General features: G+C 41.8%; 22 protein-coding genes and 1 tRNA gene. 13 read left to right on the top strand and 10 right to left on the bottom strand.

The features are described 5' to 3' along the window. Nucleotides 1-12 precede the first annotated feature (12 nt). Entirely contained in the window at nt 13-399 is a 387-nt protein-coding gene (locus NZ896_00625; protein MCS7115959.1) for a hypothetical protein, read from the bottom strand. A gap of 102 nt (nt 400-501) precedes the next feature. On the opposite strand from NZ896_00625, the gene NZ896_00620 reads away from it, so the two are divergent. From NZ896_00620 to NZ896_00580, 9 genes are all read left to right on the top strand, one after another. Beyond that, nucleotides 502-1674: an NAD(P)/FAD-dependent oxidoreductase gene (locus NZ896_00620; protein ID MCS7115958.1), complete on the top strand. Its 1173-nt coding sequence runs from the start codon at nt 502-504 to the stop codon at nt 1672-1674. Between the two features lie 121 nt (nt 1675-1795). Beyond that, nucleotides 1796-1978: a zinc finger domain-containing protein gene (locus tag NZ896_00615; GenBank protein MCS7115957.1), complete on the top strand. Its 183-nt coding sequence runs from the start codon at nt 1796-1798 to the stop codon at nt 1976-1978. Nucleotides 1979-1991: 13 nt separating this feature from the next. Continuing rightward, nucleotides 1992-2261, top strand: coding sequence for an elongation factor 1-beta (locus NZ896_00610; protein MCS7115956.1), 270 nt, complete (start codon nt 1992-1994; stop codon nt 2259-2261). Between the two features lie 102 nt (nt 2262-2363). Next, nucleotides 2364-4541: a CDC48 family AAA ATPase gene (locus tag NZ896_00605; protein MCS7115955.1), complete on the top strand. Its 2178-nt coding sequence runs from the start codon at nt 2364-2366 to the stop codon at nt 4539-4541. A 13-nt stretch (nt 4542-4554) separates the two neighbouring features. Next, on the top strand, nt 4555-4782 hold the full coding sequence (locus NZ896_00600) for a hypothetical protein (GenBank protein MCS7115954.1): 228 nt from the start codon (nt 4555-4557) through the stop codon (nt 4780-4782). A 323-nt stretch (nt 4783-5105) separates the two neighbouring features. Further along, complete coding sequence (locus NZ896_00595; GenBank protein MCS7115953.1) at nt 5106-5246, top strand: hypothetical protein; 141 nt, start codon at nt 5106-5108, stop codon at nt 5244-5246. 5 nt (nt 5247-5251) lie between these two features. Next, the gene (locus tag NZ896_00590; protein MCS7115952.1) at nt 5252-7177 is read left to right on the top strand and encodes a 2-oxoacid:acceptor oxidoreductase subunit alpha; all 1926 of its coding nucleotides are present in this window, start codon (nt 5252-5254) and stop codon (nt 7175-7177) included. Further along, nucleotides 7167-8132, top strand: coding sequence for a thiamine pyrophosphate-dependent enzyme (locus NZ896_00585; GenBank protein MCS7115951.1), 966 nt, complete (start codon nt 7167-7169; stop codon nt 8130-8132). The genes NZ896_00590 and NZ896_00585 overlap by 11 nt, the downstream gene beginning before the upstream one ends. Before the next feature lie 73 nt (nt 8133-8205). Continuing rightward, nucleotides 8206-8682 carry a pyrimidine dimer DNA glycosylase/endonuclease V gene (locus NZ896_00580; protein MCS7115950.1) on the top strand — a complete coding sequence of 159 codons (477 nt, stop codon included), beginning with the start codon at nt 8206-8208 and terminating at the stop codon, nt 8680-8682. 36 nt (nt 8683-8718) lie between these two features. Here the strand turns inward: NZ896_00580 and NZ896_00575 are convergent, their stop codons facing one another. Together NZ896_00575 and dps are read right to left on the bottom strand one after the other, a co-directional pair. Further along, complete coding sequence (locus tag NZ896_00575; GenBank protein ID MCS7115949.1) at nt 8719-9039, bottom strand: Rieske (2Fe-2S) protein; 321 nt, start codon at nt 9037-9039, stop codon at nt 8719-8721. 137 nt (nt 9040-9176) lie between these two features. After that, nucleotides 9177-9752, bottom strand: a complete 576-nt coding sequence (gene dps, locus NZ896_00570; protein MCS7115948.1) for a DNA protection during starvation protein — start codon at nt 9750-9752, stop codon at nt 9177-9179. Nucleotides 9753-9850: 98 nt separating this feature from the next. On the opposite strand from dps, the gene NZ896_00565 reads away from it, so the two are divergent. After that, a complete protein-coding gene (locus NZ896_00565; protein ID MCS7115947.1) occupies nt 9851-10258 on the top strand; it encodes a transcriptional repressor in 408 nt (135 codons plus the stop codon). A 177-nt stretch (nt 10259-10435) separates the two neighbouring features. Here the strand turns inward: NZ896_00565 and NZ896_00560 are convergent, their stop codons facing one another. Both NZ896_00560 and NZ896_00555 read right to left on the bottom strand, forming a co-directional pair. Beyond that, nucleotides 10436-10741: an Hsp20/alpha crystallin family protein gene (locus NZ896_00560; GenBank protein MCS7115946.1), complete on the bottom strand. Its 306-nt coding sequence runs from the start codon at nt 10739-10741 to the stop codon at nt 10436-10438. A 193-nt stretch (nt 10742-10934) separates the two neighbouring features. Beyond that, nucleotides 10935-11022 (bottom strand) — tRNA-OTHER (locus tag NZ896_00555). 115 nt (nt 11023-11137) lie between these two features. Here NZ896_00555 and NZ896_00550 point away from each other — a divergent pair. Next, nucleotides 11138-12097, top strand: coding sequence for a hypothetical protein (locus NZ896_00550; GenBank protein MCS7115945.1), 960 nt, complete (start codon nt 11138-11140; stop codon nt 12095-12097). On the opposite strand, the gene NZ896_00545 is transcribed toward NZ896_00550, so the two are convergent. Continuing rightward, entirely contained in the window at nt 12051-12494 is a 444-nt protein-coding gene (locus tag NZ896_00545) for a hypothetical protein (protein MCS7115944.1), read from the bottom strand. The two genes, NZ896_00550 and NZ896_00545, sit on opposite strands and share 47 nt — an antisense overlap. A 196-nt stretch (nt 12495-12690) precedes the next feature. On the opposite strand from NZ896_00545, the gene NZ896_00540 reads away from it, so the two are divergent. Beyond that, nucleotides 12691-13974 (top strand): radical SAM protein, encoded by a 1284-nt coding sequence (locus NZ896_00540; GenBank protein ID MCS7115943.1) that lies wholly within the window; start codon nt 12691-12693, stop codon nt 13972-13974. A 48-nt stretch (nt 13975-14022) separates the two neighbouring features. Here the strand turns inward: NZ896_00540 and NZ896_00535 are convergent, their stop codons facing one another. The 4 genes from NZ896_00535 to NZ896_00520 all read right to left on the bottom strand — a co-directional run bounded on the left by NZ896_00535 (nt 14023) and on the right by NZ896_00520 (nt 17950). Then, nucleotides 14023-14334, bottom strand: a complete 312-nt coding sequence (locus tag NZ896_00535) for a hypothetical protein (GenBank protein ID MCS7115942.1) — start codon at nt 14332-14334, stop codon at nt 14023-14025. Nucleotides 14335-14361: 27 nt separating this feature from the next. After that, a complete protein-coding gene (locus tag NZ896_00530; protein ID MCS7115941.1) occupies nt 14362-15693 on the bottom strand; it encodes a serine hydroxymethyltransferase in 1332 nt (443 codons plus the stop codon). A gap of 142 nt (nt 15694-15835) precedes the next feature. After that, nucleotides 15836-17674 carry an aldehyde ferredoxin oxidoreductase family protein gene (locus NZ896_00525; protein MCS7115940.1) on the bottom strand — a complete coding sequence of 613 codons (1839 nt, stop codon included), beginning with the start codon at nt 17672-17674 and terminating at the stop codon, nt 15836-15838. Between the two features lie 6 nt (nt 17675-17680). Beyond that, the gene (locus NZ896_00520; protein ID MCS7115939.1) at nt 17681-17950 is read right to left on the bottom strand and encodes a MoaD/ThiS family protein; all 270 of its coding nucleotides are present in this window, start codon (nt 17948-17950) and stop codon (nt 17681-17683) included. Between the two features lie 100 nt (nt 17951-18050). Here NZ896_00520 and NZ896_00515 point away from each other — a divergent pair. Continuing rightward, a partial coding sequence (locus NZ896_00515; GenBank protein ID MCS7115938.1) for a winged helix-turn-helix domain-containing protein occupies nt 18051-18263 on the top strand: 213 nt, incomplete at its 3' end.

Genomic DNA, 18263 nt, shown 5'->3' with positions numbered 1-18263 from the left:
CTTAACGATTAGCTAAATTCGTGCCAACGTAAAAACCCCTCCGATTATACCAAGGATCATACCTATAAGGAAACCCCCTCCTACAACTATACTCAGAATAGAGAATGTTAATGTGAGTAAACCACCTAAGATGACCCTTCCCCTATAAGTCAAGTAAGAAGCCAAGAGGATAATCATACCACATACCAACCCTAAGATGGCCAATAGTGAAATGAACGTTAAGGGCGGATTGAACGGTATCTCACACACTCCATACCGTATTATACTGCAAGTTAAGATGAATGTGTGAATAAAACCTGTAAAGATCGTAAAGAGAATAGCATTTATGAGGATAAATATGCCCGATATTAATGAAAGTACAAAACCAGCGATCGGTCTCTTAATTGTAGATGAATCCATTCCGCACACTATAGCGATCTACATATATTTTAATTTACTGAAGGTAGGGTGTAATCGCTATATCGCTATAGTTAAAAAGACCATGATCCAAAGGGAATTAAGATGAGTGCCGATTGTGACGTATTGGTAATGGGTGGCGGGCTTACAGGCCTTATAACGGCCAAGGAAGTGGCAAAGAGGGGCTTTAAAGTAAAAGTCTTGGAAGAGGATGTAGAAATAGGCCTTCCTGAGAAGTGTGCCGGTTTAGTGAGTATGAAAGCGTTATCACAGCTCGGAATCCTTCCAAAAGCGAGGATCGTTCAAAATAGGATCGAGCGGGCCATTTTACATGCTCCAAGTGGTTTAAGTTTAGAGATAGATGCACGAAAGCAAAGAATCGTTGTCTTGGATCGTAGTGAATTGGATAAAGAGCTCGCGTACAGAGCTGTGAGCTTTGGTGCAGAAATTTTACTAAAGACGAGGGTCTCACACTTTAATGAATTGGAGAATTTGATACAAGTAAAGGCGAATGGTGAAAATTATACGGGTCGGCTTTTGGTAGATGCAAGAGGTCATCCTCCTAATCCTAAAGATAAAGGTCTATTGAACGCAGCCCGATTCGAGGTTTATAGCCGATCGTTTCAAAGGGATACCGTCGAAATATTCTTCGATCAGAGGTTATCGCCTGGATTCTTTACGTGGATTGTACCTTACGATGACCACCTGGCGAAGGTTGGGACCGCTGGTATAGGGATTGATCCATTCAAATCGATAGAATCATTCTTAAAGAATAGAAAATGTGCAATCTTAGGAAAGGTCGGATCGACCCTCATCGTATCTGGCCCATCGAACCATTTTGTATTTAACAGAGTTGTGAGAGTCGGTGATGCAGCGGGCCAGACCAAACCGACTACGGCTGGAGGAATTTACACGGGTGGAATGGGCGGAATCCTCGCCGGTCGTGCTTTGATAGAGGCCCTCGATAAGGATGATACTACTCGTTTAAAGATGTATGAGCAGGAATGGTTTAAGATGTTTGGAAGAGAATTTAAGGTGATGTTACTAATGAGAAGGATCTTTGAGAGCCTTTCCAACGATCAGATAGATCAGATCTTTAAGATTTTGGATCAATCGATCATAAATGAGATCGTTTTAAAGAGCGAATTCGATTATCACTCATCGACTTTAGTACGGGCTTTAGGTATGGAGAGGGTTTTAAAGATCCTGAGTACAATCGGTATGAGAGGGTTGAAGGATATAATTTCATTATTAAAGAGTTGTATTGGTGAAGCATAGGATCAAATAGTTAGATACCATAAACCATGAAGAAGACTTATCTTATACAGTATACAGCCTAAGATCAAATAACTCCAAAAAGTATATATTGTGATGGAAGAAAGAGATGTGTTGATCAGTATTGTCTAAAGATCGATTACAACTACCGATATGTACTTCTTGTAACCGACCTACTATGCCGAAGGAGCGCGTGGTAAAGTTCTATTGCCCAGACTGTGGCAAAGTCTTGATCTGGCGTTGTGAAAAGTGCCGCTTATTCGCTAGACCATATAAGTGCATGAATTGTGGTTTTGAAGGGCCATAATGGGGGTTTGTATTTGAGGTCCCTTATTGTAAGAATGAAGGTATTCCCCGTGGATGTAGGAATAGATTTAAATGAAATGGCAGAGTCCATTCGCAACCACCTTCCTAAAGGTATGGAGATCGTATCTAAACGTGAGGAACCTATAGCGTTTGGTCTATCGGCTTTGATCATCGATGTGAAAGTGGAGGAGAGGGATGGAGTTATGGATGCGCTAGAAGAAGCGATCAAATCCTCCAAGTACGTTAGTGAAGTACAGACCGTGAGTGTTAGTAGGTACTATTAACCTCATATAAAGATCTCCATCAAAATAAATCTTTAATTGGAGTTCATATAAAGTAAGTCTTAAGTCTTAAGATATAACATAAATGGACGGTAGGCGACCCGAATGGCCAAAACTAGTGTCACAGCGGTGCAGTTAAAGGTGGCTGAAGCCAAGCAGAGGGACGTAGGAAAAGCAAGGGCACGAATGGATCCCGATACTCTTACTATATTAGGAGTAAATGTGGGTGATGCTGTGCAACTTATCGGAAAAAGGTTCACAGTCGTAACTGCATGGCCCTTTGATCCTGAAGATCGTTCTTACGGAATCATCAGGATCGATGGTCAGACAAGAAAAAATGCCGGCGTCTCTTTGAACGAATACGTTACCGTTAAACGGGCAAGTATAAAGATGGCAAGGAGTGTTACCTTTGCACCTGTCGATAACAAGTTAAGTGTAGATGAAGACTTTTTAGAATTTGTGAAGAATAGGTTGAAGGGATACTGTGTCACCGAAGGTGATGAGCTATCCATACCTATTTTAGGTAACCCTATCGTGTTACAGGTAGTGAAGGTTAATCCGAAACCTTCTGCGAAGATCGGACATTCTACACGAATAAGTATTCTAAATGAGCCTGTTACCGAAGCTGCAATAAGGCCCAGAGTGACGTACGAAGAGATCGGTGGATTAAAAGAAGAAGTTAGAAGGTTGAGGGAGATCGTTGAACTACCACTTCGCCATCCAGAGATCTTTCAGAGGCTCGGTATAGATCCTCCCAACGGCGTTTTACTCTACGGTCCACCGGGTTGTGGAAAGACATTGATCGCAAAAGCCCTTGCTAACGAATCTGAAGCCCATTTCATTTCGATCAGTGGACCTGAGATTATGAGTAAGTACTATGGAGAGAGTGAGGCGAAACTTAGAAAGATCTTCCAAGAGGCGAAAGAGAATGCACCGAGCATCATCTTCATAGATGAAATCGATGCCATAGCTCCAAAGAGAGAGGAGGTGCTCGGCGATGTAGAGAAGAGGGTTGTAGCCCAACTCTTGGCTTTGATGGATGGGCTTTCAGAAAGAAGTGGTGTGATCGTCATTGGAGCGACGAATAGGCCTGAAAGTATAGACCCTGCCCTTCGAAGGCCCGGTAGATTCGATCGAGAGGTTGAGATCGGTGTACCAAACATGGAAGATAGGTTAGAAATTTTACAGATCCATACAAGAGGGATGCCTCTGGCAGACGATGTTAATTTGAAAGAATTGGCTAAAGAGTTACATGGTTATACGGGTGCTGATCTAAAGGCATTATGTCGTGAAGCTGCTCTAAAAGCTTTAGAGAGGTACTTGCCCGAATTCGATCTTAAGAGTGAAAGAATACCACCAGAAATTTTGGAAAAGATCGTTGTGACCCAAAGAGACTTTCGTGAAGCTTGTAAAGAGATCGTTCCGACAGCTATGAGAGAGGTCTATGTAGAAATTCCAAAGGTGAAGTGGAGTGATATTGGTGGATTGGATTCTGTGAAGCAGATTCTGGAAGAGAATATAATCTGGTCGATAAAGGATCCTGAAAGATTTCGAAGGATGGGCGTTAAACCTCCAAGGGGGATTCTTCTGTATGGCCCTCCGGGTTGTGGAAAGACCCTTCTAGCACGAGCTATAGCGATGGAGAGTGGTGCTAACTTTATCACCGTTAAAGGGCCAGAGGTTATGTCGAAATGGGTAGGAGAATCGGAGAAGGTGGTTAGAGAGATCTTTCGAAAGGCTCGAGCATCAGCCCCTTGCATCATCTTTTTGGACGAAATCGACTCTTTAGCAAGGATCAGGGGAGGTACGTTAGAAGACTCTAATGTAGAAGATAGAGTACTCAGCCAGTTGTTAACGGAGATCGATAGCATATATATAAGCGGGGTCTTTGTGATAGGTGCTACCAATAGACCGGATCTGATCGATCCTTCACTCTTAAGGCCAGGGAGGCTCGACCTTTTGGTCTATGTCCCTCCACCAGATATGAAAGGTAGACTCGAGATTCTTAAAGTTCTTACCCGTGAAATGCCATTATCTCATGATGTTTCATTGGAGGAAATAGCTTCATCAACGAAAGGGTACTCTGGGGCCGATTTGGAATCCTTGTGTAGAGAGGCGGCTATAATCGCTATGAAGAAAGGTAGCGATAAAGTACGTAAAGAAGACTTTGAAAGGGCGCTCGAAAAGATCAATCCTTCGATCAGCCCAGAGGTAGAAAGATGGTATGCTTCACTATGTGAGAGGATGAAGACGATTCACAAAGCTCAGCCATTCTTCGGATAAAAAGGTAATGGAATTGGTGTTAAAGTACCCTTTAAAAGTATTGGTGTATGAGACTTTAAAACAACGAAAAGTCATTACTGATCAAGATTTATTGAATGAAATCAATAAGAATGGTGGCAATATCCAGATGAGAGAGCTGAACAAGGCGCTTTTGCATTTAGAAATAATCGGTTTGATCAATGTAAAGTGGGTTGGAAAGGATAAGCGAAGGATCGAAATCGTCGAAAAAACCCAATCATAAATCTTCAAAGATTTAATATAAATTCTCATAGAGATTCCGAAGATAGCAACTCAAGCAAAAAGAACCGATCGTTCGCTACGATTTTCTATTCATTTATCTCACTTGATCGTTTCCATCCAGCATCGAATTTTAAAATTTTTCTAATAAAAATCTGGCACCAAAGAGGAAAGTTTTAAAGTTTTATGTTGTATGTTGTTGGTATTTTAATTGAATCATCAAATCGATCATCTCTTACTTCATGTTTAGCCAACATGACCATACTTATCCTCGATCGGTAAATTTAACTATTAGAAGAAAAAAATATAATGAAAGGAGAGTTTTAAATGAGTTCCAGTTCCGAAGAGTATGTATTATGTGAAAAGTGCGGTAGAGTTATAGATGATTGTAGGTGTGTCTGTCCATACTGCGGTGAAACTATCAATTGTGAATGTTGTATAGGCATGGATAAAGCGACTGGTGGTTAAAAGTAATGAAGGTAGACTTCAATTGGATGGCTGGAGGGCCGCAGGGAAGTGGTGTAGACACCGCTGCGAATATCTTCGGTAGAGCGTGTAGCTATGGAGGTTTTTACGTCTATGGGAAACGTGAATACCATTCGAATATCAAAGGTCTACATAGTTACTTTCATTTAAGGGTATCGAGTGATGAAGTTTTTGCCAATGTTAATGATGTAGATCTGCTCGCAGCCTTCGATGCGGAGACCGTCGTTCGTCACATAGGGGAAGTGACCCTAGGCGGTGGGATCATCGTCGATAGGGATCAGTTAGATGTACAGATCTTGAATATACCGACTTTGCCGATAGAATTCAGATCGGCCTTCAAAAGGCATCTGGAGGAGAAGGGGCTGGGCGACCGTTTAGAGGATCTGCTCGAAGATGCCGAGAAGCGTGGTATTCAGACCTTCCGAGTACCGTACATGGATCTGCTTCAGCAGATCGCGAATCAATTTGGTATAGGTGAGTTGAGCAAGGTTGTGCGATTTATAAATACCTTAACGATAGGTATTTCGTTTGGTCTAATCGATTACGATGTAGCACTCGTTGAAAAGGCCATAAGGATGACCTTTCAGGAGAAGTCTAAAGTCGTTGAAATGAACATCTTTGCTATGAAGCTCGCTTACGAGTATGCGAAGAAGAATTTTTCCGATTTCAAGTATAAACTTAAAAGCTCATCATCGATTGATAATAAGATCTTTCTATCAGGAAATCAGGCGGTAGCGATAGGTAAAGTTTTGGGAGGGTGCCGATTCCAGACATACTATCCTATAACACCCGCCGCAGATGAGAGCGAATACATAGAAGCACATGAAATTTTAAGGACAAAATCTCAAGATATCAAAGCAGGGGTTATCGTTTTACAGACTGAAGATGAGATTTCAGCGATAAATATGGCCTCCGGTGCAGCCTTGACCGGTACAAGAGCATCTACATCCACCTCTGGGCCGGGCTTTTCGCTCATGGTCGAAGGCCTAGCCTGGGCTGGAATGAATGAAGTTCCCGTTGTTATTACATACTATCAGCGAGGTGCCCCTTCGACCGGTCTGCCTACAAGGCATGGGCAGGATGATCTGAGGTTTGCCATTCATGCGGGCCATGGAGAATTCCCGAGAATAGTGCTCGCTTCTGGCGATATTAGAGAATGTTTTTACGATGCGGTGAATGCATTCAACTACGCTGAGAGGTTTCAGCTACCTGTAATCCACCTGATCGATAAAGCACTCGCCAACAGTTATCAAACCTTCCCAATATTCGAGACTAAAGGGATTAAGATCCAACGGGGCGATATTTTGAATGAAGACGATCTTAAGAATGTCGAATATAAAAGATTCTCCTTTACTGAAAGAGGTGTTTCTCCAAGGGTCTTTCTAGGTTTAAAAGGTGGCATTCATTGGTATACAGGTGATGAACATAATGAATTCGGTCATATAAGTGAAGAATCGGATAATAGGACCAGAATGGTAGAGAAGAGGATGAAAAAGCTTGAGACCATCGATCGAGAGGTGCCGATAAGTGAAAGGATCAATTTCTTCGGAGATGAAGATGCCAAGAATATCATCGTCAGTTGGGGTTCTCCCAAAGGTGCCATTCTTGAATCTTTAAAGAGGTTGGTCGATGAAGGTTTTAGCCTTGCATTTCTACAGATTCGTATGGTGCACCCGCTCCCTAGCGAATATGTGAAGAGAACTATTGAGAGGGCTGAAAGGGTTATAGATGTTGAGATGAATTATTCAGGACAGCTTGGAGGGATTATAAGTGAAAAGACGGGGATTCCCATGAACTTTCAAATCTTAAAGTATAATGGTAGACCTATGACTGTGACTGAAGTTTACGATGCACTGAAGCGTGTGCTCCTAAATAGAGCGCCCAAGAGGCAGGTGTTAAATTATGGTGCTTAAGTGGACAGATTTTAAAACGGACGTCTTTGTGGATTGGTGCCCAGGGTGTGGAAACTTCGGTATATTAGCAGCTTTACAGATGGCACTGGCCGAGCTCGGGCTCGAACCACATCGCGTCGTATTGGTATCTGGAATAGGCTGTTCTGGAAAGCTGCCACACTTCGTTAAGGCTTACGGTGTCCATACACTTCATGGTAGGGCTCTAACCTTCGCCCAAGGTATCAAGATCGCAAACCCTGATTTGGAAGTAATAGTCATAGGAGGGGATGGTGATGGTCTCGGAATAGGGATGGGCCACCTTATCAATGCTGGAAGGAGAAATGTAGATATCACATATTTGATACATGATAATGGAGTCTATGGGCTTACAAAAGGTCAGGCTTCACCAACACTACAACGGGGCTTAAAGGTCAAGGCCATCCCAAAGCCGAACCTCAATGAAGCTACAAACTACGTAATGTTAGCGATAGCGGCAGGCTATACTTTCGTTGCAAGATCCTACGCCTTCGATACAAAACACCTTAAAGAGGTTATAAAACGTGCGATAGAGCATAAGGGGTTGGCTCTGGTGAGCGTATTACAACCGTGCCCCACCTACAACGATATAAACACGAAGGAATGGTACGCTGGAGAGGATCGTAGAGACCCTAAGACTGGAAAGCCGATACCGAGGCTCTATAGATTGGAGGATATTGGTTACGATCCGGTCGTGCGTGATGCATCGGAGGATTTTATTAAGAAGGTTAATGCGATGGAGAAGGCGAAGGAGTGGGGCGATCGAATACCTATTGGAATATTCTATAAAAATGAGTTCATCCCAACGTTTCAGGAGCGCATAGCGAGCAGAATACCATTCTATCCTACTTATCCACCAGCGAAACAAAGAATCCACGATGAAGAAGGTACTCCAATAACGAGTATCGAAGATTTCATCGAAGAGTTAAGAGTAACATAAGAATCAAAATTTAATCTGGAGAAAATTGATATCGTAAATCGTAACTGTATTGTAAAATTAGGGATGAATAATCTTGAGGTTATGGAGCATACACCCGGAATATTTGGATATTCGAGGCTTGATCGCTGTATGGAGAGAAGGACTACTGGCCAAAGCAGTCTTAGAGGGAAGGACTAGAGGTTATGTGAACCATCCACAATTGGTGAGGTTCAAAGGTTTTAGAGAGCCATTAAAGGCGATCAACACGTACCTTCATTTCATCTCGATAGAAGGGATAAGAAGGGGCTTCAGATTCGATTTAAAGAAGATCGATAAATACCTCGTAGATACTAACTTAAAGATACCCGTTACGGAAGGTCAGTTATATTATGAGTATAATCTACTTATAAACAAACTCTTATGCAGAGATCCTATAAGGGGGAAGGTACTCTTGAGCAATAAAAACCTAAAACCACACCCAATATTTTATGTGATCCACGGCGATGTCGAAAGGTGGGAGAGGATAAAGGAGATTAAGTATTTTATTTCCAAAGATACGTTGACGATTTAATGAGTAATAAAGTCCTGCGGTCATGTAAAGATGAATTTAAGGAAATTCTCTATACTCGATCAAAAGAGCTGAGCCAGACCTCTTCAACCTTATCTTTTGTAGTGGTTTTTCGGTTACTCCATTTAGCGGTTTGCCACTTTCAATATCAAACTCAGCATAGTGAAATCCACACTTTAATATTCTACCATCGAGTCTTCCGAAGAATAGTGGATAGCCCATGTGTGGACATCGATTATCTATAGCGTAAAAATTGCCATCTATATTTATCAGTAGGACTTCAAGCTGATTTACTTTTACCAACTTCATCCCATTTTTAGGTACTTCTTCTGCTTGTGCTACCTTTATGTATCTATTCAATGATGTTCACTTCTCTCTTCTTATAAAAATGATTCGAATCTACAAAAGCTTCAACAGGTATCGATCCCAACTACATGACTTCATGACTTCTAAAAATAAAGGAAGGTGAATGTTTTTATTCTTACTATACCATAACACTACTCTATATGTCTGAACTTTTGTGTGTATGGACCCTCTCCCGGCCTTCTACGTCTAAAGTGTCCAGACGGCCTTCCTTCGAGGATTTCTTGGAACCACGCTTCATGCTCCACTTCTTCATGTAGAATCGCTAGCGAAAGATCATAGGTTCGATGGTCTTTACCATAGGTCATATTGCAGATTTCTGTATAGACTCTGATGGCACATCTTTCCGCTTCTAATAATACTTTAAGTATCGCCTTCAAATCGCTCGGATCCTTCGGCAAGTAGGCTGCTGTGCAAGCAGCATCGTCATGAAGTTCCCTTAAATCTCTATAAAGCTCTCCACCGAGCTCGTAAATTCTTGGTACGATGGTTTCAAAATGGAGTCTATCCTCAAGCCTTGCATCCTCTACAACCTCCTTTATCGATTCCCCCTCTAAACCAGTACAATGCATTCTGAGTAGAGTGTAGTAATAGTAAGTTGTAAATTCGGCAGCCGCGGCCTTCTTTAATTTATCTATCAATAAGTTGACATCGACGCCCGCTTTTTCGACCATTTCTCTACCAACATTGGTAGAATATCCTTTACTCACCACATATTCACCTCTTATAGATGAGAAGAACGAAAATTATTTAAGTATTATTATTACCTAATAAGAACATGCTCCTCCATCAAAGATCGCTGGAACTGTTGATACAGGCATTTCGAAAAAAGAGGTATAAAGCAACCCCTCAAAGGATAGCCATATGCAAACACGCTCTCCAAAACTCAACCCATCCGACGGCCAAAGCCATTTACCAAAAAGTAAAGGAGGAATTCCCAACGATAAGCCTCGCAACGGTTTACAAAACTCTCAAAATCCTTAAAGAGCTCTCTTTGATTCAAGAGTTACCATTTTCAGACGGTCAGAAAAGATTCGATCCGAATATTATGCCCCATATAAACTTAGTCTGCATAGTATGTGGTAACATCAGCGATCTAGATCATCCGGTGGTGCAGTCCATTATAAAGAGAGTGAATGAGGCAAGGGGATTTAGGGTGACTGGGCAGAGGCTCGATATTTATGGGGTATGTGAAAAATGCAATAGGTTAAGTTAAGATACACTTGTTTTGTTTTGCTTTATTCTTATCCAATTAATGCTTACGTAATGATTATATGGCGTTATGGTTGATCACGATCATAACGATCGTAATGATCGAAGCATGTAAAGTTACATAATCTACTTTCCCTTATCTCTTTAAATCATAAAAAAATAAAGGGAAATTCGGAAATATCTACTCTATAGGGACTTTTACACCCTTCATCGGTTTGGCGAGTGGTGCGATTATTGTTAACAACCCATTCTTAAAGGAGGCCTTCGCCTGATTCGGTTTGACTTCATGGGCAAAGATCCAGCATCCAAAGTATTCTACATCATCTCGTGGCGCCTTTACACAAATACTTCTTTCACTCACTTCAAGATCGATGTTCTCTTTTGTAACCCCTGGTAACTCTATTTCAACAAGATATTTTTCCTCATCGTGATAAAAGCACGCATCGGGTAAGATAGATGTTTTTGGTTCCTTTTCTTTCTTGGCCAATTAAATCACGATCATATCTTGGAATGGTAAATTTAAAAGTTTTTCGAAACGGTCGATATGAAATTTACTGAGAAATAAATGACAAAAATTTGCTTTTATATTCTTGAAGTTCATTTTTAATAACAAAATTTTACATCAAGACCTATCGATAAGGCACTAGATCGTTATGTAAGTATGAGTTAAACATTAAAAGTGCGGGGTGCGGGATTTGAACCCGCGACCACCAGCTTGGGGGGCTCACCCATCACCGTCTGGTATCCTAACCACTAGACCAACCCCGCACATTTTTATACCATCGGTTAATTAACAATCCCTCTATAAAGGCTTTAATCACATGGACGAAATGGTAAAGGTATCTTTATATTATAATTGCACCTCTAAAAACTTGTTACTACGTTGACCATTCGTTACACACCGATCGCTTCAGAATCCATCGGAGTCCGTTCACTATCGCTATTCGTAGAAACATCCGATCTTCGCATACTGATCGATGCAGGTGTATCGTTGGGACCGAGATTCGGGCTGCTTCCACATCCATTGGAGTATCGAGCATTAAGAAGAGCACGTGAACTTTTAAGAAGTTACGCTGAAAGGGCCGATGTAATTACGATATCGCACTACCATTTCGATCACTATACAGCAGCATGGCCCAACGTTGAAGTTAAGTGGAGTTGGAGTTCTCTCGATGAAGCGAAGATGATCTATAAGGATAAAATCGTACTTGCAAAGGATTATAGAAGCTCGATCAATCCGAGTCAAAGAAAGAGAGGTTATATCTTTCATAGACTCATTAGAGATTTCGTAAAGGATGTAAAATTTGTAGATTCGACCAGCATCACTCTAGGAGAGACCATCATCGATTTCAGCCAACCATTCCCACACGGTGAAGAGGGTACATCACTCGGATACGTATTACTTCTTACCATACGACATGGTGAAGATCACCTTCTCTATTGCTCCGATGTACAAGGACCTATCTCAGAATCCGCTTTGAAGTATATTTTAAAGGTAAGGCCCAAGGTTTTGGTAATTAGTGGCCCACCCCTCTATCTAGAGGATTACAAGGTCGATTCTGAAGCGATCAAAGTGGGTTTAAAGAATCTTTCGATAATCGCTAAACGCATTCCTTATACACTCGTCGATCATCATATTTTGAGGAGTGAAGAAGGGTTGAAAGAGATCGCTAAGCTCGATAGAAATAGGGTGAAGACCTTCGCTGAACATTTAGGTTTAAAAAATAATTTATTGGAGGCAAATCGTGCTAAACTTTATGAAGAAAATCCACCAGATAGGGAGTTTCAGAGGTGGCTTAGACTTCCTCCGTCTCAGCAAAAGGTTCAGCTCCCTCCGATTTAACCTCTTTGCCCTTTTTTGGAGCGTTTATTAACTTCTCTATGTAATCCTTCGTAATCACACCAGCGGTGATGAGATTTACAAGGGAATTGGCGGAAGCCTCCCCTGTAACCTTACCGATCTTCCCCCTCGTCTGCCTCCATTTCAAGCGTGTGTTCCCACTCTTAGATACATAGATTATACCCAGAACGTCCCTTGCATTGATGAAGGTAATTTCACGTATCTTCTTCAAGGTGACCTTATCTCCAGCCTCTACGTAGATCGATCCGACTTCACCATCCTTTTCAGGAAAGACCTCAGGGTCTCTCAAGTAACTTTCAGGGATAAAGGATAGGCAAGTGCTATTGATGAGGAACTTACGAAAGCTCTCCAACGTCGCTGTCGTATCTATATAAACCAACTAAACCGACCTTCTATTCTATAATGATATATGGGTTTTATTTATACGCTATTTGTCGATGTTGTCAGTTGAAAAAATTTTTATCTAATTAGATCTTATATAATCTAAAGCGAGCGGTGAAGAGTCTAGCCCTTGTGAATCACATGAGCTGGATCTTGAGTTCTGAGCTCGCTCTTTAACTCGAAGTCCCATACTAATGAGTGAAAAGAAGATCATGAGTTACCATGCACATATATCGTACTATGCTGAAAAGAGTGTAGATAAGTGTGTTAATTGTGATATCTGTAAAGAAATCGTTGCATGCCCATGCTTCGATGTAGGAAATATAGATAAATGTGTTGGATGCGGAGCCTGTTATTTAGCATGTCCACATATGGCTATAGAATTAAGGTCTAGAATGGAAGAAGTCAAAGAGGTTCGTATTAAGGTGGATGGAGAAGTTATTTACGTGCCAGAGAAGATTACAGTGAAAAGAGCGCTGGAGATTGCAGGTTTTAAATTCTCTAAATTTCCTAAATTTCCGAATGATAATATTTTTAATCCATGTGGAGTGGGAGGGTGTTATGCCTGTGCTGTTGAGATTAACGGTGTTGTAAGGCCGAGTTGTGTTACGAAAGTTATGGAAGGTATGGAGATTAAGACGAGGATTTCGGAGAGTCAGGAGCTTAAAAGGCTCCTCCATGGTTGGATGGGACATCCCGTTGGTGGTGTAGGAACACCTTGGTGGCTTAAGGGCAAGGGGTACGTTGAAGTAGCGGTCTTCGCATGTGGATGCAATCTTCGATGCCCTCAATGCCAAAACTGGACGACGACGTACAATGGTAGAGTATTGGCATATACACCAAAAAGGGCGGCTGAGGTGATGACGTATATTAGAAGGCGTTACGGTGTAGATAGAATGGCGATATCTGGAGGCGAATGTACACTTAACAGGCGTTGGTTAATTCAATATATCAAAGAGTTAAAGAGGCTCAACCCAGATCGTGAAGCGAGGTTTCATATCGATACGAATACTACGATCTTAACGAGTGATTACATAGATGAACTTGTAGAGGTTGGAGTTACCGATATAGGTCCAGATCTGAAGGGTTTAAGTGTGGAAACATTCATGAAGATCACTGGGATAGTAGATAGAGAGCTCGCTGAAAAGTACCATAAGACATCATGGCAAGCCCTCAAATATCTGGTCGATAGGTATAAAGGTACCGTCTTTATAGGAGTTGGTATCCCTTATAATAAAGATCTGATAACTTACGAAGAGATTGCTAAGATAGGTGATGAGATTTGCCGTATAGATTCTGAACTTCAAGTCTGTGTCTTAGACTATAGGCCTGAGTTTAGGAAACGATCTATGTCGAGGCCCAGCTTTAACGAAATGATCAAGGTTTGGAAGATGTTAAAGGCTACAGGGCTTAAAACGGTCATATGCCAGACCATATATGGGCATATTGGGCCTAACGATCCAAAACTATTGATTTGAATAATTTGAATAATCTGAAAACTAATGACTAAATAACAAATTCAAAATTCATAATTCTTTCATTACCCATCTTTTACCATCTTTGTAAGCTATCATCGGCTTCGCACCGTACCTCTTCGCCAAACTTTTTAACTCACAACACTCTTTCTCTGAAATAGTGTTTAATCGTTTTGAGACTTGAATAAAATATACTACACCTTCCTTGATGGCGATCAGATCGATGGGCTTCACTTCCGATCGAGGTAAGCCTCCAGCAGACCCTTGGCATCGAATGCAGAACCAACCTTCTCGAATCAACTTATACCTTAAAGAATGTTCTCGAGCACGCCCCAATCTGTACCCTGAAGCCTTCTTCGACATCTTTTTACCCTATGATCATATATTTTGCTACTTTCTGATCCTCACATACTCGTACGCATCGAGCGCCGTATCAAAGGCATAGTGTATCTTTTGAAAGTTCTTTCTAAACTCTATTACATCCTTTTTAACCCGTTCGGGCGGTTCTTTATCTATTATCACCCTCTTTATAAATTCGGCGATCTCCTCCATATCGCTCTCCTTCATACCCAATCGTGTAACCTCTTGGCTGCCCAACCTTAAACCTCCAGGATTTGTATAATGCCTACCAGCTTGTATATCACCCGGCAATAGTTGGCGATTTACGATGATATTCGCCCTCTCCAGCTCCTTCTCTAAAACCCCTCCACCACCATAATCTACAATATTTAATGCGACCTGATGAGATTCTGTAAACCCTTTCTTCTCTCCAAGGACTTTAAAGCCTCTTTCATGTAAAGCCTGGGCCAAGGCCTTTGCATTTCTTATGACCTGTTCAGCATATTCTTTACCGAACTTCAACATCTCTGCAAATGCTACAGCCTTAGCAGCTACACTATGTAGATGGTGATTGCTCGTATTGGCTGGGAATACGGCCTTCTTGATCTGCTCACTATACTTCTCAAAGGATACTATGGCTCCACCTTGTGGGCCAAAGATAGTTTTGTGAGTGCTTAAGGTGAGCGCATCGGCACCTTCTCGTAAAGGATCCTGAAACTTCCCTCCTGCGATCAGGCCTGAAACGTGTGCCGAGTCGTAACATATAAACATGTTGTAGCTATGGAAGAAATCTGCCAATTCTTTGACGGGATGTGGGAAGAGGAAGAGGCTCCCCCCGAACATCGCCATCTTAGGAGGGTCATGCTCCTCTTTTGCCATCCTCTCGACGATCTTCTTCGTTTGGTCTACATCGATGTTCATCTCATCTCTATTAAAAGCAAAGTACTCTACACGTAAACCATGTACCGCACCCGCAGTACCGTAAAAATCCTTTTTACCCATCGATATATGCCCACCATTCGGTATAGATAGAGCCAACATACGATCGTTCGGTTGTGTGAATGCGGTGTATATTGAAAGGTTCGCACATACACCAGAAACGGGCCTTACATCCGCAAACTCCGCTCTGAAGAGCTTCTTTGCCAACTCTATACATAAAAGCTCTACCTGATCTATGTAGATACATCCAGCGTAGACCCTTTCACCAGGCCAGCCCTCTGCGTATCTATCTCCGAAGTCGCTCATCAGCGCCTCTCTAACCGCTGCAGAAGGCACATTTTCACTCGCGATCAATGGTATACACGATTTGAACCAATTGTGATGGGCTTCTAACAATTGAAATATCCTATTGTAATAATCTTCTGGCGAGTCTCCAACGTGCAATCATCATCGCCACTCTAAAATTCTTTAAACTACTATTTAAGCTAAAGTTGGAACTTCTCCTTAATCCGAATTCGCTTATTTTTGCTATTATTAATAGGGATTAATTCGTTATAAGCAAGATAAGCAAGGTTTTATCGGCAAACTAAGTAGTTATGCCCAACTCTAAAAGCTTCTCAGCCTTCGGTATGCCTTGGTCATCCCAACCTCTATACTGATAGTACTGCTTTAACATCCGCTCCAATGGGGGAAGGTTATCTGCAGCACCACCCTCTCCCCTCTTCAATGTGAGGATGCGTAAAGGCAACGTATCATCCTTCTTACTGATACCACAACGTACATTATACATCCTCTTCAGATTGAATATTCGCTCACCAGTCTTCATAAACTCCTCTACACTCATATCCCAGCCGGTCACGAACCTTATCCATTGAATTATATGGGTGATCTTTATCCCTCCGAAGAATAAGAATTTACATAACTTCAATGAATCCATCATCGACATAACATTTTGAAGTTTTGCTACGAACTCTCCTTTACCGTCGATACCAAACCTATCTTGAATTTCAGGATAGCCAATTTCGGGCATGGTCGCGTTTCTTTCAAAGATATGTGAAAAGGCCTGTAAATGGCAGGCACCTCTATTTGAAGTTGCGTAACCTACAGCGACACTATTGTACGCCCGAGGATCATGGAATGATAGCTCCAAACCCTTCACATGTAATACAGCATCAGATATACCACTTATCTTTTCACCGACCCTCTTCACACCTTCACCCAGAAGCCAGCCGAACCCTTCCCTTTTACCGATCTTCTCAACCATCTTTACCATAGCATCCGCGTTACCCCACGTTAATTCTATACCATCCGTATCTTTCTTGCTAATCGCACCCCTTTCATAAGCCTCCATCGCGAGTGCTATCACCGCACCCGTAGATATTGTATCCAATCCGTATCTATTACATAGTTCGTTACCCTTCGCGATAGCCTCTAAATTATCTATTAAACACATCGCACCTAAACCAGCGACAGTCTCATATTCAGGCCCAGCACCATCAACGGGAGCGTAAGGCCCCTTATCTATCTTCACTCTCCTTCCACAACCTATTATGCACGCTGCACAGTAAAAGCGGCCTGTCAATATAGTCTCCGCCATTCTCTGTCCACAGATCTTCTGTGCACCCTCTTCCCACTTTCCCTTTACCCAATTCTTGATAGGTAAATCGCCCACCTTCTCAATAGCCATTGTAGCACCAGAGGTACCGAAGTTATGTAAAGATTTGGTATTTTGAATGATCATCGGACTTAACTCCTTAATCGATTTCATCAACCCTTCTTCATCGGCAACACTCACTTCACCACTTCCTCTTACTACAATAGCCTTCAGATTCTTCGAGCCCATCACAGCACCCAACCCGCATCTAGCCGCTGCCCTCGCATCCTTCCCATCGTGCATAATTGCAGCGATCCTCGCCAATCTTTCACCAGCAGGCCCTATCGATGCGACTACCGCTTTACCATCTGTCTCTTTCTTTAATACCTCATCTAAATCGTAGGTATCCATACCCCATAGATGCTCAGCGTTGCGAAGGGTGATACTTCCATCACATATCCAGATGTAAGTAGGTTTTTCAGCCTTACCTTGAATTATTAAGCCATCGTAACCGGCCTTCTTTAATTCCGCACCCCAGAAGCCACCAACATCGGCCTCACCATAAATCCCAGTCAATGGAGATTTCGAGACCACCTGATGCCTACCTGAAAGAGGTACCTTCGTCCCCGTTAATGGTCCTGTCATAAATATCAATCGATTTTCAGGGCTAAAAGGATCGGTACCTGCTCCTGTTTCATCGTAAAGGATCTTCGCGCCTAAACCACTCCCTCCAATGTACATTCTTAGAATCGAATCTGGTATTCGTTCCTCACGTATGATCGATTTTGATAGATCGATACGTGCAATCTTTCCTACATATCCATTACCCATCTCTAATCATCCTCCTGAAATTGGGGGGAGTATATTTACAATGGAACCATCATGAATATAATCATTTAGTTTGGCTATATTAGAATCTACCACTATTAATACCTGACTACTCAAAGCTTCATCACTCTCCATCGGTATATCTAACTTACCACTTTTTTTAATTAATTTAATTAAATCGGAGACTTTGATCTTATCACCTTCGATCTCCAACTCTTCCTCTTTCTTACCCATCAATTTATCGAAGGGTGCGTAATATTTTACGAATAGCCTCCCCATACAACCTCCCCATACAATACGTATATATCAATTCATCCTTTTAACTATTCACTTAACAACTTTAATCAATATATAATGGTTAGAATTTAGCTATTACAGAATGAAGAAACTCGTTACGATGGATGGAGAAGGGAGGTTTCGAGCGAAAGATATTACGATATATGATGATCCTCGACATTTAAAGCCATTACTCAATCCGATCGGTTGGAAGATCTTATCGCTAATCGCTAAGAGGTCGATGTATCCAGCTGAAATAGCAAAGACCCTCGGTATCTATGAACAGACGATCTACTACCATATTAGAAGGCTTGAA

It is taken from the genome of Nitrososphaerales archaeon (genome assembly GCA_025058425.1).
Classification (GTDB): domain Archaea; phylum Thermoproteota; class Nitrososphaeria; order Nitrososphaerales; family JANXEG01; genus JANXEG01.
The sequence above is the reverse complement of the archived record's forward strand: the minus strand, read 5'-3'. Positions and strand labels throughout refer to the sequence as shown.